At 39.3% G+C, this 21,743-nt stretch carries 17 protein-coding genes and 2 pseudogenes; all 19 read left to right on the top strand.

Annotated elements, in window-relative coordinates; translation table 11 throughout:
- A partial coding sequence (locus RWO85_RS05640; protein ID WP_314414569.1) for an LPXTG cell wall anchor domain-containing protein occupies positions 1-562 on the top strand: 562 nt, incomplete at its 5' end.
- A 232-nt stretch (positions 563-794) separates the two neighbouring features.
- Positions 795-950, top strand: a pseudogene (locus RWO85_RS05635) (hypothetical protein); the annotation flags it as partial.
- Positions 951-1,114: 164 nt separating this feature from the next.
- Complete coding sequence (locus RWO85_RS05630; RefSeq protein ID WP_314414573.1) at positions 1,115-1,513, top strand: GNAT family N-acetyltransferase; 399 nt, start codon at positions 1,115-1,117, stop codon at positions 1,511-1,513.
- A gap of 381 nt (positions 1,514-1,894) precedes the next feature.
- Positions 1,895-2,740 carry an ABC transporter ATP-binding protein gene (locus RWO85_RS05625; RefSeq protein WP_399553589.1) on the top strand — a complete coding sequence of 282 codons (846 nt, stop codon included), beginning with the start codon at positions 1,895-1,897 and terminating at the stop codon, positions 2,738-2,740.
- Positions 2,741-2,755: 15 nt separating this feature from the next.
- Positions 2,756-3,484 (top strand): hypothetical protein, encoded by a 729-nt coding sequence (locus RWO85_RS05620; protein ID WP_314414567.1) that lies wholly within the window; start codon positions 2,756-2,758, stop codon positions 3,482-3,484.
- Between the two features lie 384 nt (positions 3,485-3,868).
- Complete coding sequence (locus RWO85_RS05615; RefSeq protein ID WP_314414565.1) at positions 3,869-4,078, top strand: helix-turn-helix transcriptional regulator; 210 nt, start codon at positions 3,869-3,871, stop codon at positions 4,076-4,078.
- A complete protein-coding gene (locus tag RWO85_RS05610) occupies positions 4,068-4,556 on the top strand; it encodes a DUF6773 family protein (RefSeq protein WP_000247411.1) in 489 nt (162 codons plus the stop codon). Before RWO85_RS05615 ends, RWO85_RS05610 begins: the two co-directional genes overlap by 11 nt.
- 115 nt (positions 4,557-4,671) lie before the next feature.
- Positions 4,672-6,132 carry a nicotinate phosphoribosyltransferase gene (locus RWO85_RS05605; protein ID WP_314414564.1) on the top strand — a complete coding sequence of 487 codons (1,461 nt, stop codon included), beginning with the start codon at positions 4,672-4,674 and terminating at the stop codon, positions 6,130-6,132.
- Positions 6,129-6,953 (top strand): ammonia-dependent NAD(+) synthetase, encoded by an 825-nt coding sequence (gene nadE / locus RWO85_RS05600; RefSeq protein ID WP_314414562.1) that lies wholly within the window; start codon positions 6,129-6,131, stop codon positions 6,951-6,953. Before RWO85_RS05605 ends, nadE begins: the two co-directional genes overlap by 4 nt.
- A gap of 396 nt (positions 6,954-7,349) precedes the next feature.
- Entirely contained in the window at positions 7,350-7,898 is a 549-nt protein-coding gene (locus RWO85_RS05595) for a GNAT family N-acetyltransferase (protein WP_314414559.1), read from the top strand.
- Between the two features lie 166 nt (positions 7,899-8,064).
- Positions 8,065-8,425 (top strand): annotated as a pseudogene (locus tag RWO85_RS05590) (cytochrome c biogenesis protein CcdA).
- A gap of 13 nt (positions 8,426-8,438) precedes the next feature.
- A complete protein-coding gene (locus tag RWO85_RS05585) occupies positions 8,439-9,002 on the top strand; it encodes a redoxin domain-containing protein (RefSeq protein WP_314414557.1) in 564 nt (187 codons plus the stop codon).
- Positions 9,003-9,011: 9 nt separating this feature from the next.
- A complete protein-coding gene (gene msrB / locus RWO85_RS05580) occupies positions 9,012-10,124 on the top strand; it encodes a peptide-methionine (R)-S-oxide reductase MsrB (RefSeq protein ID WP_314414555.1) in 1,113 nt (370 codons plus the stop codon).
- A gap of 175 nt (positions 10,125-10,299) precedes the next feature.
- Positions 10,300-11,037: a response regulator transcription factor gene (locus tag RWO85_RS05575; protein WP_049539829.1), complete on the top strand. Its 738-nt coding sequence runs from the start codon at positions 10,300-10,302 to the stop codon at positions 11,035-11,037.
- Complete coding sequence (locus RWO85_RS05570) at positions 11,034-12,725, top strand: sensor histidine kinase (RefSeq protein WP_314414553.1); 1,692 nt, start codon at positions 11,034-11,036, stop codon at positions 12,723-12,725. The genes RWO85_RS05575 and RWO85_RS05570 overlap by 4 nt, the downstream gene beginning before the upstream one ends.
- A 114-nt stretch (positions 12,726-12,839) precedes the next feature.
- Positions 12,840-13,403 (top strand): TIGR01440 family protein, encoded by a 564-nt coding sequence (locus RWO85_RS05565; protein WP_314414551.1) that lies wholly within the window; start codon positions 12,840-12,842, stop codon positions 13,401-13,403.
- Between the two features lie 2 nt (positions 13,404-13,405).
- On the top strand, positions 13,406-19,261 hold the full coding sequence (locus tag RWO85_RS05560; protein ID WP_314414549.1) for a ZmpA/ZmpB/ZmpC family metallo-endopeptidase: 5,856 nt from the start codon (positions 13,406-13,408) through the stop codon (positions 19,259-19,261).
- 73 nt (positions 19,262-19,334) lie between these two features.
- Positions 19,335-21,056: an aminodeoxychorismate synthase component I gene (gene pabB / locus RWO85_RS05555; protein ID WP_314414548.1), complete on the top strand. Its 1,722-nt coding sequence runs from the start codon at positions 19,335-19,337 to the stop codon at positions 21,054-21,056.
- Entirely contained in the window at positions 21,057-21,674 is a 618-nt protein-coding gene (locus RWO85_RS05550) for an alpha/beta hydrolase (protein WP_314414546.1), read from the top strand. It begins immediately after the preceding gene.
- Positions 21,675-21,743 lie beyond the last annotated feature (69 nt).

Here is a 21,743-nt window from a genome sequence, read left to right as displayed (position 1 = left end):
ACCAGGAGGTTCAACGACACCAAACCCAGGTGCACCAACGCCAGGAGGTTCAACGCCACCAAATCCAAATTCAGGAGGAGTCCCTAAAATGCCGGAACCACCAGTTCATGAACTACCAGAATTTAATGGTGGAATCCCAGGGATGCCTGAAGTACATGAAAAATCGGAATATACTGGAGAAATACCTAATACGCCAGAGAATTCAACGACACCAAACCCAGGCGCACCAACGCCAGGAGGTTCAACGACACCAAACCCAGGCGCACCAACACCAGGAGGTTCAACGACACCAAACCCAGGCGCACCAACGCCAGGAAGTTCAACGACACCAAACCCAGGCGCACCAACACCAGGAACAACACCAAATCCGGGTGTACCTACATCAGAAGTTTCTACACCAAATCAACCGATAAATAATCCAGAAATCTCTATTACAGTTAATGAGCATCCTCATGGAGAATTACCTAAAACAGGTACAGCAACAGATCATCTATCAATTCTTCTAGGAAGCGGTATTTTACTAAGCCTATATGTTGGCAAAAGAAAAGAAGAAGAATCTTAGTTGAAAAATGGATTAAAAAAGTTTTGGTTGAAATATTGGAAATATCAAAAGTCGAGAAACAAGTGTTTTAAAGCTTTAAGATAAGGCGTCCTTAAAAGATAGATTTCCTGCGTAACGAATGTTCTAGCAAGAGATGTTATGCAGGAAGTCCATTCTTAGACACTCATAAGAATGTTTTCATTGATTGATGATAGAAATCAGAGATAGCAAGAGTTAGAAAAATGAATGAACAAATGGAACATGGTACTATTTGAACAGTTCAGGCGCTATGAAAACAGGATGGTTTACAGTTTCTGGTAAATGGTACTATGCCTACAGTTCAGGAGCTTTAGCAGTTGACACAACAGTAGATGGATATACTGTAAATGCAAATGGTGAATGGGTATAATACCAATCAATAAGTAGGATTTTTGTCAATTGTAGTGGATTGAAGAAAAGCAAAAATCTAGAGGTTGGAAAAAAGTCTTTAAAATCAGAACAACGCATAGTATCAGGTATTGGAAAACCTTGATATTATGCGTTGTTTTCGAGGAGGTTTAGATGTACTTTAGATTGGAAAATAAGGAATCCCATAAATCACAAGAAATAGGGAATCTGATTCGTGTTTATAACCGTTCCAAAAGAGAAGAGGCTGAAAGTGAGCCATTGAATCTTTATGTTGAAGATGAGATGGGCAATCTTCTGGCAGGCTTAGTAGCAGAGACTTTTGGAAATTGGTTGCAAATTGAGTATTTGTTTGTAAAAGAGGAATTGCGAGGGCAAGGAATCGGTTCAAAACTATTGCAGCAGGCAGAAAGTGAAGCTAAGAATCGAAACTGTTGTTTTTCCTTTGTCAATACTTACCAGTTCCAGGCGCCAGACTTTTATCAGAAACATGGTTACAAGGAAGTCTTTGCTTTGCAAGACTATCCCTACACAGGGCAAAGATTTTATTACCAAAAGGATTTGTAAGTAGAATATGAAAGTATAAGGCAAAGAGGGGTTCTTGACATAAGTATGAAGGGGATTCTCGATAAATACTAGTTAAATCCTACAAATTGTGTCTTTCTAGACGATATTGAGGAAAATCCAATCGCAGCTGAGAAATTGGGCATCAAGGTCTATTAGGTTAAGAAAAGAAGCGATGTTGTCGAAATTTTAAAATCCTATATTTAAACTAAAAACTCTCTATCTTTTTTGCTAGAGAGTTTTTGTTAATAAAATTTTACAAAATGACATTTATATATTGCATTAAGTTAGATATATGATATAATAATGTTGAAAAGAGGCGCAACTTTTTAAAATTAATGAGAATCAAAGAGAAAACCAAGAATATTAATGGAGGAATAAAAAATGGAAGTTATAAATGTAAGTAAGCATTATGGTCATTCAACTATTCTCAAAGATATAAATTTTGCACTTAACAAGGGTGAAATTGTTGGTCTAGTAGGGAGAAATGGAGTTGGTAAGAGTACATTGATGAAAATTCTAGTTCAAAATAATCAACCGACTTCAGGGAATATTATAAGTAGTGATAATGTTGGGTATTTAATCGAAGAACCAAAATTATTTTTATCCAAAACAGGTTTAGAGAATTTAAAATATCTGGCAAATTTATATGGTGTTGACTACAATCAAGAAAGGTTTGGAAGTTTGATTCAAGAGTTAGATTTGACTCAGTCTATTAATAAAAAAGTAAAGACCTATTCTTTGGGTACAAAACAAAAATTAGCTTTGCTTTTAACTCTCGTTACGGAACCTGATATATTGATTTTAGATGAACCGACTAATGGTTTAGATATTGAATCGTCACAAATAGTTTTAGCGGTTCTAAAAAATTTAGCTTTACATGAAAATGTGGGAATTTTAATATCGAGTCATAAATTAGAAGATATTGAAGAAATTTGTGAGAGGGTCCTTTTCTTGGAGAACGGGCTTTTGACATTCCAAAAAGTAGGAAAAGATAGTCATAATTGCTTGTTTGAGATAGCTTTTTCATCAGCTACAGATAAAGACATTTTCATTACCAAACAAGAATTTGGGGATATTGTTCAGGAAGAGGAACTGAAAATTACTATGTCTGGGAATATTCAAAGTAGTGAGCTTTTTAAATTTTTTAACGAAAATTCTATTAAAGTAGTTGATTTTGAAACTAAAAAAGAGACGCTTAAAGATATTTATCTAAATCGTTCAAAATAAAGGAAGGTTATAATCATGAAATTAAATAAATTGAATTTTCTTAAGGAAAATATAAGAGATTTATATTCATCAGGCGTAATATATCTCGGATTGATTATCTCGTTTATACCGCCGCTACTGGTTACATTCTTTATTTTAAAGACTCAAGGGACATCACTTGGTATTAAGCATATTTCAAATTTTTATGCCATGCTCGGTATGTTAATGGCTGTTATACATGCTAACCGAATTATTAGCAGGGATTTTTCCCACAATACGATCAGTTTATTTTATAATCAACAGAAAAATCGGATGATTTACGTCTTGTCCAATTTTCTATATGCCATCTCAGTTTCCATTATTTATGCTTTGAATGGTATTGTTTTACTAGTCATCGTAAGTAAATTGGGTGTTCCAGGTGCTTTAGGATTAGATTTTATAGCAACCATTGTAGTCAATACAATTTTGTTAGTCCTATTTTATTTTCTATTATCTTACATTTTCTATTTATACAAATTGAAAAGTGGCTTGGTATTTGGTATTTTAGTAGCTTTACTACTCTTTGTCCCTAATATATTAAATACGATTATGATGAATACTAGTAATGATTTGTTTATCAAAGCAATTGAACTTCTTCCTTTTTATTCCTTACCTGTATTTGTTGCTTCAAATACGATGTCTATTAGTCAGTATCTTGTGGTAATCACTACAATCATTTTATTGTATTTTTTCACTCTCAAGAAAAGCAAGGAGTATTCATTTTAGTTTCGTTTAGTATTATTTTGCAGACTTAAAATCCAGCAAAAAATCAGTCATCTTGCTATGCCCCTGCTCTTGCAGTGTACACGTTTTTGCCTTATGCTAGACTCATTTCCAAAAGCATTATATAATAGTGATATGAAAGCAACTAAACTAAACAAGAAATACAAGTAATCAAAACTCGTTTAAAAGATTCTACTAAAGCTAATACTAAACAAAAAATCAAATAGCAAACTAGAAAGTTTATTTCAAACAATCCAACATACTGATTTTAGGCTGAAGATAATATTGGAGTGCTAATTAATGAGGTTATAATAAATAGCTGACAGCTTGTGTTGGTTTTGGATTTTTTAAGAGTAGATGAGTATTAAAACTATAAGGAGGACGCAGGTGGCTAAAAATTTAAAATTAAAATTAGCTCGTGTAGAGCTTGATTTAACACAAGGTCAACTGGCAGAGGCTGTTGGGGTGACGCGCCAGACTATTGGTTTGATAGAGGCGGGGAAATACAATCCCAGTCTCTCACTCTGCCAGTCTATTTGCAGATGTTTAGGGAAAACCCTAGACCAACTATTTTGGGAGGCAGAAGATGGTAAATAAATTCATTCATTATCAATTACTTGACGAAAGAGAAGAACAACTAATCAATAAAGCTGGTGCAGAGTCTTTTACCCTCTTCATTGGGCTTGTACTTCTAAGCTATTTGGTGGCTGTATTAGCTCCCTCTCTGTTTAATCCGAATTTTCTAGTCTATACTCTGATAGTAGGAATTTTCTTCTTTTTTAATCGTGCCCGTTACCTGGGAGTGACCTACTATAGTCGTTTTCATTTTACGATTTTGGGTTGTTTTTTCCTAACCTTGGCTATTACGGCTCTTTTGATGTTACAGAATTATCAATTCAACATAGAAATTTATCAGCACAATCCTTTGAACGTTAAATACCTATCTGCTTGGGCAATTACTTATGTCATTTACCTTCCTTGGGTCTTTATTGGCAATCTTGGTCTGAAGAGCTATGGCGAATGGGCTCAGAAAAAATTTGAACAAGACATGGATGAACTGGAGAGTGGTGAATAGCTTGTTACTCTTTTCTCAATCCAGCTAAAATGTGATATAATAGTACTAATTTATTGGAATACATGAAAGTTCTTGAAAATTTTTATGTATTTCTAGCTAAGGAAGTAGGAAAAGTATGTATCCAGATGATAGTTTGACATTGCACACGGACTTGTACCAGATTAATATGATGCAGGTTTACTTTGACCAAGGTATTCACAATAAGAAGGCGGTTTTTGAGGTGTATTTCCGCCAACAGCCTTTTAAGAATGGCTATGCGGTTTTTGCTGGTTTGGAAAGAATTGTGAATTATCTTGAAGACTTGCGTTTTTCAGATAGTGATATTGCCTATTTGGAGTCGCTTGGTTATCATGGTGCATTCTTGGACTACCTCCGCAATTTCAAGTTGGAATTGACCGTTCGTTCTGCCCAAGAAGGGGATTTGGTATTTGCTAATGAGCCTATTGTGCAGGTGGAAGGTCCTCTAGCCCAATGTCAATTGGTCGAAACGGCTCTTTTGAACATCGTCAACTACCAGACCTTGGTGGCGACTAAGGCAGCTCGTATTCGTTCAGTCATTGAAGATGAACCTTTAATGGAGTTTGGGACACGTCGGGCTCAAGAAATGGATGCGGCCATCTGGGGAACACGCGCGGCGGTGATTGGTGGAGCCAATGGAACCAGCAACGTGCGTGCTGGTAAACTCTTTGACATTCCTGTCTTGGGGACCCACGCCCATTCCTTGGTGCAGGTTTATGGTAACGACTATGAGGCTTTTAAGGCTTACGCTGCGACCCATAAAAATTGCGTTTTTCTTGTGGATACCTATGACACCCTTCGTATCGGTGTACCAGCTGCCATTCAGGTGGCGCGTGAGCTGGGTGACCAGATTAACTTTATGGGTGTGCGGATTGACTCTGGGGATATTGCCTACATTTCCAAGAAAGTTCGTCAGCAACTGGACGAGGCTGGATTTACAGAGGCTAAGATTTATGCTTCTAATGATTTGGACGAAAATACTATCCTCAACCTCAAGATGCAAAAGGCCAAGATTGATGTCTGGGGCGTGGGTACCAAGCTGATTACAGCCTATGACCAGCCAGCTCTTGGTGCAGTTTACAAGATTGTTGCCATCGAAGATGAAAATGGGAACATGCGCAATACGATTAAGCTGTCTAATAATGCAGAGAAAGTGTCTACGCCAGGCAAGAAGCAGGTGTGGCGCATTACCAGTCGTGAAAAAGGTAAGTCAGAAGGCGACTACATTACCTATGATGGCGTAGATGTTGCCAGCATGACAGAAATCAAGATGTTCCATCCGACCTATACTTACATCAAGAAGACGGTTCGTAATTTTGACGCTGTTCCTCTCTTAGTGGATATCTTCAAAGACGGAAAATTGATTTACAACCTTCCTAGCTTGACTGAGATTCAGGATTATGCTCGTAAGGAATTTGACAAGCTTTGGGATGAGTATAAGCGCGTACTCAATCCGCAGCACTATCCAGTGGATTTGGCGCGTGATGTATGGCAAGACAAGATGGACTTGATTGATAAGATGCGCAAGGAAGCCCTCGGTGAAGGAGAAGAAGAATGAGTTTGCAAGAAACGATTATCCAAGAGCTGGGTGTCAAACCGGTGATTGATGCCCAGGAAGAAATTCGTCGTTCTATTGATTTCTTAAAGAGATATCTGAAAAAACATCCCTTCCTAAAAACTTTTGTACTAGGAATTTCTGGAGGACAAGACTCAACCTTAGCAGGACGATTGGCTCAACTGGCCATGGAAGAACTGCGAGCAGAGACAGGGGATGATAGCTACAAATTTATCGCTGTCCGCCTGCCTTATGGAGTACAAGCCGATGAAGCAGATGCTCAAAAATCCCTAGCATTTATCCAGCCTGATGTCAGTTTAGTCGTCAACATTAAGGAATCAGCTGATGCTATGACAGCTGCAGTTGAAGCGGCAGGTAGTCCTGTTTCAGATTTTAACAAGGGCAATATCAAGGCACGTTGCCGTATGATTGCCCAATATGCCCTTGCTGGTTCCTATAGCGGAGCGGTCATTGGAACAGACCACGCCTCGGAAAATATCACAGGTTTCTTTACCAAGTTTGGTGACGGTGGTGCGGATATTCTCCCTCTTTACCGTCTTAATAAACGTCAAGGAAAACAACTCTTACAGGAACTTGGTGCAGACCCAGCCCTTTATGAAAAAATCCCAACAGCAGACCTAGAAGAAGACAAACCAGGTCTAGCTGATGAAGTGGCTCTCGGAGTCACTTATGAAGAGATTGACGACTACCTAGAAGGTAAAACAATCAGCCCAGAAGCCCAAGCAATCATCGAAAACTGGTGGCACAAAGGCCAACACAAACGCCACCTACCCATCACCGTATTCGATGACTTTTGGGAGTAAAAAGGTCCGGTGGACCTTTTTACCCCGAGTTTAGAAATAAGAAAATGAGGAACCTCCAGTGGAGGTTTTCAGCCTCTCACCTTGAAATAAGAAAGTGAGAGAAGGTAAGGTAACTCACAGAGTTCGATTTCGTCGTCTCATCCCCGCAACGATGACTAGGTTTGAAAAAACTTGCTAGAGCGCATTTCAAACCAGACAGCGACTGCGTCAAGGAACTAGATGAAAAACTTGTTTTCTAGCTGTTGCTGAGTTTAGTCCTTTTACCCTGAGCATGGAAACAAGTAAGCGAGTAAGGTCCGGTGGACCTTTTTAGCTTATTACCTTGAGATTCCAAAGCAAAATAAGTTTCAATGGAGATTGGACAGAGAATCATCTATTAGAAAGTGAGGTAGTATCATGAAAGCACTCGGTACGCAAATATTACAGACGGATCGTTTAATCTTGCGAAGATTTGTGGAAAGTGATGCAGAAGCCATGTTTCAGAATTGGGCTTCGTCTACTGAGAATCTAACCTACGTCACTTGGGATCCCCATCCTGATGTCGATGTGACTCGAAACTCGATTCGTAATTGGGTTGCCTCCTATACAAATCCCAACTATTACAAATGGGCCATTTGTCTCAAAGGAAACCCGGAGCAGGTGATAGGAGATATCAGCATCGTTGCAATAGATGAGAATGATTCTTCTTGTGAAATTGGCTATGTGCTAGGCAAGGCTTACTGGGGACATGGGATGATGACAGAGGCCTTGAAAGCTGTCTTGGACTTTTGTTTTACTCAAGCAGGTTTTCAAGAAGTCAAGGCACGTTATGCCAGTCTCAATCCAGCTTCAGGTCGTGTCATGGAGAAGGCTGGAATGTCCTATCTAAAGACTATTACCAATGGTGTAGAGAGAAAAGGCTATCTTGCAGATCTTATTTATTATCAGATAAACAGGGAAGACTAGTGAATTTTCTTTTCTGTTTCCATCAAAGTCAGACTGTGTCTGGCTTTTTTTGCAACATTTTTTACATAACCTGATTAAATTCCTATTTTTCCCTATCATTGTCCCTGTTTTTTCTGGAGTTTTAGGACTATAATAGTCCTATAAAATCAAAGAATGGAGGAAGGCAATGGATAATATAATCTTTTTTATCAGTGTTTTTCTTGCTGGAATTCTTTCCTTCTTTTCTCCTTGTATCTTACCCTTGTTACCGGTCTATGGAGGGATCTTGTTGTATGCTAAAGATGGTGCTCAGGCTTCTAGCGGCAAATTTTCAATCTCAGTTGTTAGTTTATTGCGAACTCAGGCCTTTATAGCAGGGATTTCCTTTTTTGCTTCTAGCTCTTGTCTCCAGCTCTGTTTTGAAACATTTCCGAAAACTCCATCCCTACCTCGGGACCCTCAAAAAAGTGGGTGGTTTGCTCATTATCGTGATGGGAATCTTGGTGCTTTTGGGAAATGCTTCCATTTTGACTACATTATTTGAATAGAGAGGAAAAAGAAATGAAAAAATGGCAAACATGTCTCCTTGGAGTAGGCTCAATCTGTTGTTTGGCAGCCTGTTCGGCTAAAAATATGTCAGACGAAGCTACTATGAAGGAGCAAACAAAAACAGAACAAGTCAGTGTACAAACTGCCACCAAGGGTCAGGCAGTTGCTGATTTCGAACTGACAGGAGTAGATGGCAAGACTTACCGCTTGTCTGATTATAAGGGAAAGAAAGTCTATCTTAAATTCTGGGCTTCTTGGTGTTTCATCTGTCTAGCCAGTCTTCCAGATACAGATGAAATTGCTAAGGATGCTGGTGATGACTATGTGGTCTTGACAGTGGTTTCTCCTGGACACAAGGGGGAACAAGCAGAAGCGGACTTTAAGAACTGGTACAAGGGCTTGGATTATAAACATTTCCCAGTTCTAATTGACCCGTCAGGCAAACTTTTGGAAAGTTATGGTGTCCGTTCTTACCCAACTCAAGCTTTTATAGACAAGGAAGGAAAACTGGTCAAAACGCAACCAGGTTTTATGGATAAGGATATGATTTTAAAGACATTGAAAGAAATGGAGTAGAGAAAGGTCATGAATGATAAAGTAAAATTGTTTGTCTTGTCAGGGATTTTTTTCCTAGCCATAAGCGGTTTCTATTTTCTATTGATGCGAAATGCAGGGCAGACAGATAGCTCGCAAATTGAGAAAGCATCAGTTAGCCAAGGAGGAAAAACAGTGAAAAAAACAGAAGTGAGTAAAGATGCAGACTTGCACGAAATTTATCTGGCTGGAGGTTGTTTCTGGGGAGTTGAGGAATATTTCTCACGCGTTCCCGGTGTGACAGATGCCGTATCAGGCTATGCAAATGGTAGAGGGGAAACAACCAAGTACGAATTGATTAACCAAACAGGACATGCGGAGACTGTCCATGTCACCTATGATGCCAAGCAAATTTCCCTCAAGGAAATCCTGCTTCATTACTTCCGCATTATCAATTCAACCAGTAAAAATAAACAAGGAAATGATGTGGGAACCCAGTATCGTACTGGTGTTTATTACACAGATGACAAGGATTTGGAAGTAATCAACCAAGTCTTTGATGAGGTGGCTAAGAAATACGACCAACCTTTGGCGGTTGAAAAGGAGCCCTTGAAGAATTTTGTGGTGGCTGAGGACTATCACCAAGACTACCTCAAGAAAAATCCAAATGGCTACTGCCATATCAATGTCAATCAGGCTGCCTATCCCGTCATCGATGCCAGCAAATATCCTAAGCCAAGTGATGAAGAATTGAAAAAGACCTTGTCGCCTGAGGAGTATGCAGTTACCCAGAAAAATCAAACAGAACGGGCTTTTTCAAACCGCTACTGGGATAAATTTGAATCTGGTATCTATGTGGATGTGGCAACTGGCGAACCCCTCTTTTCATCAAAGGACAAGTTTGAGTCTGGTTGTGGTTGGCCTAGTTTCACCCAACCAATCAGTCCAGATGTTGCCACCTACAAAGAAGACAAGTCTTACAATATGACGCGCATGGAAGTGAGAAGCCGAGTTGGAGATTCTCACCTTGGCCATGTCTTTACGGACGGTCCACAGGACAAGGGTGGCTTGCGCTACTGTATTAATAGTCTCTCTATCCGATTTATTCCCAAAGACCAAATGGAAGAAAAAGGTTATGCATATTTACTAGATTATGTCGATTAATACTCTTCGAAAATCTCTTCAAACCACGTCAGCGTCGCCTTGCCGTACTCAAGTACAGTCTGTGGCTAGCTTCCTAGTTTGCTCTTTGATTTTCATTGAGTATAAGAAGTCTTTCCTAAGCAGTTAGAGGAGAATTTTGCTATACTGATACTAGTAAGTGATAAAGGAGCAGGGCATGACCTATACAATCTTAATCGTAGAAGATGAATATCTGGTAAGACAAGGTTTGACCAAGCTGGTCAATGTAGCAGCCTACGATATGGAAATCATTGGTCAGGCTGAAAATGGAAGACAGGCTTGGGACTTGATCCAAAAGCAGGTGCCAGATATTATTTTAACCGATATCAACATGCCTCAGCTAAATGGCATCCAGTTGGCCAGTCTGGTCCGAGAAACCTATCCTCAGGTTCATCTAGTTTTTTTGACGGGCTACGATGATTTTGATTATGCCTTGTCTGCTGTCAAACTCGGTGTGGATGACTACTTGCTTAAGCCCTTTTCTCGTCAGGACATTGAGGAAATGCTGGGTAAAATCAAGCAAAAGCTGGATAAGGAAGAGAAAGAAGAGCAGTTACAAGATTTATTGACCGATAAGTTTGAAGGAAACATGGCCCAGAAAATCCAGTCCCATCTGGCTGATAGCCAGTTTAGTTTGAAGTCTTTGGCCAGTGACTTGGGCTTTAGTCCGACTTATCTGAGTTCTTTGATTAAGAAAGAGCTGGGCCTGCCTTTTCAGGATTATCTGGTACGAGAGCGTGTCAAACAAGCCAAACTCTTACTCTTGACTACAGATTTAAAGATTTATGAGATAGCCGAAAAGGTTGGTTTTGAAGATATGAACTATTTTACCCAACGCTTTAAACAGATTGCAGGTGTGACACCTCGTCAGTTTAAGAAGGGAGAAGGTCGATGAAACGTTCTTCTCTCCTAGTCAGAATGGTTATTTCCATCTTTCTGGTCTTTCTCATCCTCCTGGCTCTGGTTGGGACTTTCTACTATCAATCTAGTTCCTCGGCCGTTGAGGCTAGCATTGAGGGCAATAGTCAAACAACTATCAGTCAGACTAGCCACTTTATCCAGTCTTATATCAAAAAATTAGAAACCACCTCGACTAGTTTGACCCAGCAGACGAATGTCCTAGCCTATGCTGAGAATCCCAGTCAAGACAAGGTCAAGGGAATTCGAGATTTGTTTTTGACCATCTTGAAGGCAGATCAGGACTTGAAAGCTGTTGTATTGGTCACCAAATCAGGTCAGGTCATTTCTACAGATGACAGTGTGCAAATGAAAACTTCTTCTGATATGATGGCTGAGGATTGGTACCAAAAGGCCATTCATCAGGGGGCTAAACCAGTTTTGACACCAGCTCGTAAATCAGATAGTCAGTGGGTTATTTCTATCACTCAAGAACTTCTTGATGCAAAGGGAGCCAATCTGGGTGTACTTCGTTTGGATATTTCTTATGAAACTCTGGAAGCCTATCTTAACCAACTTCAGTTGGGTCATCAGGGCTTTGCCTTTATCATCAATGAAAACCATGAATTTGTTTATCATCCTCAACACACAGTTTATAGTTCGTCTAGCGAAATGGAGGCTATGAAACCCTATATTGAGACAGGGCAGGGCTATACTCCAGATCACAAATCCTACGTCAGTCAGGAAAGGATTGCTGGAACTGATTGGACGGTGCTTGGCGTGTCCTCGCTGGAGAAGTTAGACAAGGTTAGGAGTCAACTCATGTGGACCTTGCTTGGAGCTAGTGTCACCTCTCTTCTTGCCTGTCTCTGCTTGGTGTGGTTTAGTCTCAAACGCTGGATTGCTCCTTTGAAGGATTTGAGAGAAACCATGCTGGAGATTGCTTCTGGTAATCAGAATCTTCGTGCCAAGGAAACTGGTGCCCATGAACTGAGAGAAGTGACTCGTCAGTTCAATGCCATGTTGGATCAGATTGATCAGCTGATGGTAGCTATTCGCAGGCAGGAAGAAACAACCCGTCAGTATGAACTTCAGGCACTGTCCAGTCAGATTAACCCCCATTTCCTCTATAATACCTTGGACACCATCATCTGGATGGCAGAATTTCAGGATAGTCAGCGAGTAGTTCAGGTGACCAAGTCCTTGGCAACATATTTCCGCTTGGCGCTCAATCAAGGCAAGGATTTGATTTGCCTATCTGACGAAATCAACCATGTTCGCCAGTATCTTTTTATCCAGAAACAGCGTTATGGAGATAAGCTGGAATATGAAATTGCTGAAAATCCTGTCTTTGATAAGCTAGTCTTGCCTAAACTGGTGCTACAACCTCTGGTAGAAAATGCTCTTTACCATGGCATTAAGGAGAAGGAAAGTCAGGGACATATTAGAGTTTCTGTTCGGAAACAGGATTCAGGATTGGTCATCCGTATTGAGGATAATGGCGTTGGCTTCCAAAATCCTGGCGATAGTAGTCAGAGTAACCTTAAACGTGGGGGAGTTGGCCTTCAAAATGTCAACCAACGACTCAAACTTCATTTTGGAGACAATTACCAGATGAAGATTGATTCTGCTCCCGACAAAGGAACGACGGTTGAAATATACATAAATAGAATAGAAACTAGCTAACTCCCAGTCAATTCTGGGAGTTTTATGCGTAATTGAGAAAGCTTTCTAGTTTGTCTATCTTGCTAAAAACAAGAAAAAACGATATGATAGATAATGACAAAAGAGGTATCAAGTATGAAGGAAAAAGACATTCAAAGAGAAACAAGCCAGATTGTAGAAGATGTATTGGAAAAGGCCAATTTGAAGCAGGGATCCATCTTTGTTTTGGGCCTTTCTTCTAGTGAGGTGATAGGTGGTCAGATTGGTAAGGAATCCAGCCAAGAAATTGGGGAAATCATTGTGAAGACCATCCTAGATATCCTAGAGGAAAAAGGAATTCATCTAGCCGTTCAAGGTTGTGAACATGTCAATCGGGCCCTCGTTGTTGAACGTCAGTTGGCAGAACAGTTTGGTTTGGAAATAGTCAGTGTCCTTCCTACTCTCCATGCAGGAGGTTCAGGTCAGTTGGCAGCCTTCAAGTTTATGCAGGATCCAGTCGAGGTTGAATTTATCAAGGCTCATGCTGGATTGGATATCGGAGACACTGCAATTGGCATGCATGTCAAGCATGTTCAGGTTCCGATTCGCCCTCTTTTGAGAGAGATTGGTCATGCCCACGTAACGGCGTTGGCTAGTCGTCCAAAATTAATTGGAGGTGCGCGTGCGCACTATCCGCAAGATTCTATTAGAAAGTCGTGAGAATGAAAAAAACAAAACAACAACTAGAAAAAATTACCAAATATTCGATTCGTAAGCTAACTGTTGGGGTAGGTCCTGTAGCCATCGGGGCCTTCCTTTTTGGTGCCAGTACTCTTTCAGTAGATAAGGTGCATGCCAATGAAGTAGGTGGTGCTCATAGTGTTCATTACCGTTATCTGGCGGAGCAGGAATTGACCGAGTCTGAAAAAGCCCTGATTCATCATGAGGTTCCTACAGAATTTCAAAATGACGATATTCTCTATGTAGTTTATCGCAAGAAGGCGACTAACAGTCAACAACTTCCCTACACAGGAAGTAAGGAACTTGCTTTGGCAGGTCTTGGTTTGGCAACAGCTTCACTAGCAGTCTTTTTGGTGTCCAAAAAAGGTCGCAAAGAGATTCTAGGTGTTCTCTTGATTGGTTCTTTAGGAGCCAGTACTTTTGTACCTTATGGGACATTTGCGTTTGAAAATAAAGAATTGCTTTCTTATAACCAAACTATTTCGGCCTCTACACATGAAGGTTTGGCTGAAGGGATCATCCACATTGATGGCTATGAATATATTGGATACTTCAAGGAAGCAGAACTCCATCCCTCAAGCCCAGCTTCAGCTGAGAATCCTCAGTTGCCAGTAGAAAAGCAAAGTGCAAATGAAATCGAGAAAACAGAAGTAGTTCAAGAAACACCTACTGTCACTCCCCAACCTGTTGTCAAAACTCCTGTAGCACAAACTCCAGTTACTCCTGCTGTTGAAGAAAAACCAGTTTCTGCGAAGTCCCAGACAAGACAGGAAGAGAATTTAGTAGAGATTCCTTTTGAAACGGTCACAAGCCCAGATGCTAATTTGGCAGAAGGACAGACTCGTATCGTCACAGCGGGAGTAAACGGTCAGCGTCGTCTTGTAACCAAAGTATCGATGGTTGATGGTCAAGAGGTTAGAGAAGTCGTTGAAGACCAAGTGGTTCAAACTCCTGTTTCTCAAGTTGTTGCAGTAGGAACTAAGAAAGCAGTAGAATTAAGCCCAGCTCCAGAAGTAGAACCAAGCATCCAAGCAGCTAAGGGCACTCAAGAGCCTGGTAAAGAAAATCAAGCTTTAGTTCAACCAGAATTATCAGAGTATACAGAAACGCTTTCTACTAAAGGTTCTCAAGAACCTGAACATGAAATGCTATCTCCGACTTTAGAACTTCAAGAATATTACGAAGCAAAAGGAACGCAAGAGGAAGGTAAAGAAAATCAAGCTTTAACACAACCAACGCTTCCTGAATATCATGAAGCAAAAGGTGTTCAAGAAGTACAAGAAGGCGAAAAGCAAGGTAAAGCTCTTGTGCAACCAATACCAGAATACAGAATCGCTGAGGAAACGACTGAGAGTGAAGTTGAATTCAATACAGAAGAAGTATTAGATTCTTCCAAATATATAGGTGGTGATACTGTAACTCGTGAAGGTGTTAAAGGTGTTCAACAGACAACAACTGTAAAAAGTGCTGAAAATAATGAAGTTCTTGCAACAACTACAGAAGTGAAAACACCACCTGTTTCTAAAATTGTTACAAAAGGTACGAAACCAGTTGAAGGAACAGTAGATGAAACTGAAGAAGTAGAGATTCCTTTTGAAACAAAAACGCAAGAAGATGACACTTTAAAACGTGGGATAGAAGAAGTTGCTCAACAAGGTGAAAACGGCAAGAAACAAATTACCAAGACCTATAAAACGATTCGTGGTGAAAAAACAAATGATGCTCCAACAGTAGTAGAAAAAGTTATCCAAGAACCTCAAGATAAAATTATTAAAAAAGGTACAAAAGGGTTAGAAAAACCTACTTTACAATGGGCTAATACTGAAAAAGATGTCTTGAAGAAGAGTGTCACAGCTAGTTATACATTGAATAAACCAGCTGGAGTAGAAATTAAATCCATCAAATTAGCATTAAAAGATAAAGATGGAAAAGTTGTCAAAGAAGTAACGGTTGCTGAAAATAAATTAAACGCTACTTTAGATAAATTAAAATATTATCAAGGTTACACCCTATCTACTACAATGATTTATGATCGTGGAGAAGGTGAAGAAACTGAGAAATTAGAAGATAAACAAATTCAATTAGACCTTAAAAAAGTTGAAATCAAAAACATTAAAGAAACAAGTTTGATGAGTGTAGACGATGCAGGTGTTGAAACAGATAAGAGCTTATTAACTGAAAAGCCGACAGATGTTGCTCCACTTTACCTACGAGTGACAACTCATGATAACAAAACAACAAGACTAGCGGTAAGTTCTGTTGAAGAAGTTGTTGTTGATGGGAAAACATTATACAAAGTGGTAGCTAAAGCTCCTGACTTAGTTCAACGTAGAGCTGATGATACACTAAGAGAAGAGTATGTACATTATTTTGAAAAACAAAAAGCACACGAAGGGGATGTATATTATAGCTTTGACGACCTTGTAAAAGCTATGAAAGCTAACCCAAGTGGTACCTTTAAACTTGGTGCAGACCTTAATGCAGCTAACGTACCAACTCCGAATAAGGAATATGTACCTGGTAAATTTAGCGGTCACTTAACAAGTGTTGATGGTAAACAGTATTCAATCCACAACATGGCACGTCAACTATTCGGTAATATCGAAGGTGGTTCAGTTAAAAATATTAATTTAGCTAACGTTAACATCAATATGCCTTGGATTGAAAACATTTCTGCCCTTGCTAGATCTGTTAAAAATGCTACTGTTGAGAACGTTAAAGTTACTGGTAGCATTCTTGGTAAAGATGGAATCTCTGGTATCACTAATAAGGTAGATATTGGTGGACAACTGACAAATGTTGCCTTTATCGGGAAACTTACTGGTGTTGGTGATAGACCTTGGGGTATGGCTGGTATCGCCGGTGAAGTTTGGAAAGGTAACATTAAGAAAGCTTATGTAGATGCTGATATGGTTGCTAATAAAGCTCGTGCTGGTGGACTTGTTGCTGTTACGGATAACGGTTCTGATCCTAACGGTATTGATAAATATGCTTCTGTACGTAATGCGGTGACTAAAGGTACTATCGATATTAAGAACCCTGTTGAAGTTGGTGGTTTCATCAGTAAAAACTGGACATGGGGTAGAGTTGCAGATACTGTTTCAATGATGAAAGTTAAAAACGGTGAAGAATTCTATGGATCTAGAGATATTGATACTGAAGATGGTTACTATACAAACAATGTACTAGAAAGAAACTTTGTAGTAAAAGATGTTAGTACAGGTAGTCGTTCATATAAACGCTCACGCTCTAATAGAATTAAAGAAATTAGTCTTGAAGAAGCAAATAAAAAAATCGAGGCAATGGGTATCACAGCCGATAAATTTGAAATTGCTCCACTTGTGGAAGATAAATTGAATCAAGCCAAACCAAAAGCTGATACGTATAAAGAGACTCAAGATTACAATGCAGAACGTGAACTTGCATACCGTAATATTGAAAAACTTCAACCGTTCTACAATAAAGAATGGATTATCAATCAAGGGAACAAGATTCCTGAAGGATCTAAATTATTAACGACTGAAGTATTATCTGTAACAGGTATGAAAGATGGACAATTTGTAACTGATTTATCAGATATTGATAAGATTATGATTCATTATGCTGATGGTACGAAAGAAGAAAAATCTGTATCACCTAAGGCTACATCAAACGTAGAACAAGTAAAAGAATATGGTATTACAGATTTAGGAGATGTAGTTTACACACCAAATATGGTAGTTAAAGATCGTACTCAATTACTAAGTGATGTTAAAGCAAAACTAGATACAATTACTCTTGAATCTCCTGAAGTTCGTGCGATAACAGGTAATGTTGGAGCATTATATTTAGAAGAAAGTTTCGCAGAAGTAAAAGGAAATCTTGATAAATTAGTAAAAGCTCTTGTTGAAAATGAAGATCATCAGTTAAATGGTGATGAGGCAGCCATCAAAGCACTTCTTAAGAAAGTAGAAGATAATAAAGCTAAAATTATGATGGCACTTACTTACCTCAATCGTTATTATGGAATTGAATATGGTGACTTGAACATTAAGAATATGATGATGTTTAAACCAGACTTCTATGGTAAGACACCAAGTGTTATTGACAGATTGATTCGAATTGGCTCGCAAGAAAAGAACTTAAAGGGTGATAGAACTCAAGATGCATACCGTGAAATGATTGCAGGAGACACTGGTAAAGGTGATTTACGTAGTTTCTTAGATTATAATATGCGTCTCTTCACAAATGACACTGATCTTAATGATTGGTTTATTCACTCAGCGAAAAATGTTTATGTTGTAGAACCTGAAACAACAAATCCAGATTTCAAAAATAAACGTCATCGTGTCTTTGATGGTCTGAATAATAATATGCATGCACGTATGATTTTACCATTATTGAACTTGAAGAAAGCACATATCTTTATGATTTCAACCTATAATACTATGGCTTATAGTTCATTTGAAAAATATGGTAAAAATACAGAAGCTGAACGTGAAGCGTTCAAAGAACGTATTAATTATGTAGCTAAAGCTCAACAAACATACTTAGACTTCTGGTCACGTCTTGCACTTCCGAATGTTCGAGATAGACTGCTTAAGAGTCAAAATATGGTACCTACACCTGTATGGGATAATCAAGCTTATGCGGGTATTAAGGATGCTAACCGTCGTGGATATGGTACAGATGGTAAGGTAGCGACACCAATTCGTGAGTTATTTGGCCCAACAGACAGATGGCATCAAATTAATTGGAATATGGGAGCGATGGCTAAAGTCTATGCAAATCCATATGAAGATGAACAAGTTTTCTTCATGGTAACAAATATGTTAGAGGACTTTGGTATTTCAGCATTTACACATGAAACAACTCACGTAAATGACCGTATGGCATACTTAGGTGGTCATAGACATCGTCAAGGTACAGATCTTGAAGCATATGCGCAAGGTATGTTACAAACGCCTGATAAATCCACATCAAATGGTGAATATGGAGCATTAGGGATTAACATGGCTTATCATCGTCAAAATGATGGAGATCAATGGTATAATCCAGATCCTGATAAATTACAAACTCGTGAACAAATCGATCACTACATGAAGAACTATAATGATGCTCTTATGATGTTAGACCATCTTGAAGCTGATGCTGTATTACCGCAGTTAAAAGGAAATACAAGTCGTTGGTTCAAGAAAATGGATCGACAATACCGTAGTGGAAATTCAGGTCATCAGTTCGATAAAATTCGTGAGTTGACAGAGGATGAGAAAAAATTAGCAATTAATACAATTGATGATTTAATTACTAATAACTTAATGACGAAACATGGAGCTCCTGGTGACGGTACTTATAACCCAACGGACTTCAGCTCTGCTTATGTCAATATGAATATGATGACAGGTATCTATGGCGGTAATACAAGTCAAGGTGCTCCTGGTGCGGCATCATTTAAACATAATACATTCCGTATGTGGGGTTACTTCGGATATGAGAATGGATTTGTTGGATATGCTTCTAGTAAGTATCAAGATGCAGCTAATAAAGAAAATAATAAGATGTTAGGTGATGACTTCATTATCAAGAAAGTTTCTAATAACAGATTTAGTACCCTTGAAGAATGGAAAAAAGCTTATTATCAAGAAGTGAAAGCAAAAGCTGACAAAGGATTTACTGCAATTGAAATTGATGGTAAACAAATTACTAATTATGCTGAGCTAAAAGTCTTATTTGATAAGGCGGTTGAGGCTGATCTTGCAGGTGGAGGAACAACTAAAACTGTAGAGCTTAAATCAAAAGTCTTCAAAGCACTTCTTAAGAATACAGACGGATTCTCAGGAAATCTTTTTAAAGAATAAATTGTATTAAATAGATGAGTAAAAAGGTAGATTAAGTTTTTCTTGATCTGCCTTTTTATGCTATACTTGAAATATGCATAGAAAAACAGTGATTGATTTTAGGGCTTTGGGGGAGAGATGCACCTTTACCCAGCCGATTAAAGAGTTGAAAACGAGAAATGTAGCAGAAGTGGCAGATTTGCTGGCACAAGTGGAAAGCTACCAAGAGCAAGGCTATTATGTGGTGGGCTATGTCAGCTACGAGGCTGCGCCGGCTTTTGAGGAGAAATTAGCAGTTCACAAGGCTCATCTACTGGGTGAGTACCTGCTTTACTTTACTGTTCATGATAGCGTAGAAACATCCCCTATTCCTCTGATTTATGATGAAGTTGATTTGCCTTCAAATTGGCAGGAAGTGACGTCTGAAGCAGACTATGAAAAGGCGATTGCCCAGATTCATCATCATTTGCGGCAGGGAGACACCTATCAGGTCAACTATACCGTCCAACTCAAGCAAGATTTAAGCGCCAATCCGTTTGCCATCTACAATCGTATGGTGGTAGAGCAGGAGGCGGGCTACAATGCCTATGTTGAACATGACGAGATGGCAGTGATATCCATGAGTCCAGAACTCTTTTTTGAGCAGAATAACCGCGAGTTGACAACGCGACCAATGAAGGGAACGACTCAGCGTGGCATGACTGACCAAGAAGACTTGGAGCAGGCCAGTTGGTTGGAACAGGATCCTAAAAATCGCTCTGAAAATATGATGATTGTGGACCTCTTGCGCAATGATATGAACCGTATTTCTGAAGTGGGGAGCGAGTACGTGGAGCGTCTGTGTCAGGTAGAGCAGTATTCAACTGTTTGGCAGATGACTTCGACCATCAAGAGTCGGTTGCGAGAGGATGTTGACCTTGTTGCAATCTTTCGCTCTCTCTTTCCTTGCGGTTCCATAACGGGCGCTCCCAAAATTGCGACTATGGAAATCATTAAGGACTTGGAGCCACAACCGCGTGGAGTCTACTGTGGAACGATTGGTCTCTTGCTTCCAAATGGACGACGGATTTTTAATGTTGCTATTCGGACCATTCAACTGCATCAAGGGAAAGCCATCTATGGAGTTGGCGGAGGCATTACTTGGGATAGCACTTGGAAATCTGAATACCGCGAGGTTCATCAAAAGGCAGCTGTTCTCTATCGTAAACAAGATCGTTTCCAACTGATTACTACAGGGAAAATCAGCCAGAAGTGCTTGCTGTTTGAGAATCAACATATAGAAAGACTGAGAAAAGCTAGTCGGTATTTTGCCTTTCCATTTGATTCAGAAAACTTGAAACAAAAGATAGAGGAAGAGTGTCAGGCTTGTGATGCTAATCAAGATTACCGCTTGCGTATTTCTCTCAGCAAGTCTGGAGAGATAGAACTTAGTCGACAAATCTTAACACCTCTTAGTCCAAGTTTTTGTCAGGCCAAACTTTGCCTTCAGGAAGCCAATTTGCAACAAGCATTTACCTATTTTAAAACAAGCCACCGACCTCACTTGAACCTAGGGGAACAAGAGAAGATTTACCACAATAAGTCTGGAGAACTTCTTGAAACCTCTATCGGAAATTTGGTTCTGAAAATTGCTGGGAAACTCTACACACCGCCTATCCGACTTGGAATCTTGCCAGGAATTTATCGTCAGCATTTGCTGGAAACAGGACAGGTAGAAGAGAAAGTCTTGACCTTGGCAGATTTAGCCCAAGCAGAAGCTATTTACGGCTGTAATGCAGTGAGAGGCTTGTATGAATTAAGCCTTGAGGAGAACTAGATGAAACTGATATTTTTACACGGGTTAGGGCAGTCAGCAGAGTCTTGGAAAGAGGTTCGAAATCTACTGATAGATTATCCTTCTGAGGCTATTGAGTTATTTCCTTTTGGAATTAACAGCTATCAAAACGCCAAGGGGCGAGTATATCAGTACCTAGCTCAAGAGACAGAACCTTTTGTTTTGGTTGGATTGTCCTTAGGTGCTGCCCTAGCACTAGAACTTTCCAGTTATGATTTACCAAATCTCCGAGCTTTGGTTCTATCAGGATGTCCACTTAAACTGTCTGGTAATATCCTATTTTATCTTCAGTTGCTGATATTTAAATTACTCCCTCAAAGGGTATTTGAAAAACAGGGAGCAGATAAGACTTTTTTAATAGGTATTTCCAAAGAATTGAAGACACTTGATTTAACGGATATAGCAGGGACTTGCTCCTATCCAACCTTACTAATTTGTGGTGGCAAAGATAAACCGAATCTTAGTTCTATGAGAAGTCTTCATAAACTAATATCAGAATCCCAATTTCAGATTATCCCTGACGGTCCTCATATTCTGAATAGGGCTAAACCAAAAGAGTTTGCAGAAATAACCAGAAGTTTTCTTGAATTGCTGAAATAAGTTTGATAAAATACTATTGAAATTGATAACATTGTTATAGGAGAAAGAAATGAACAAACGTCTATTTTA

It is taken from the genome of uncultured Streptococcus sp. (assembly GCF_963521865.1).
Taxonomy (GTDB): Bacteria; Bacillota; Bacilli; order Lactobacillales; family Streptococcaceae; genus Streptococcus.
This window is presented reverse-complemented; position numbering and strand designations above follow the sequence as displayed.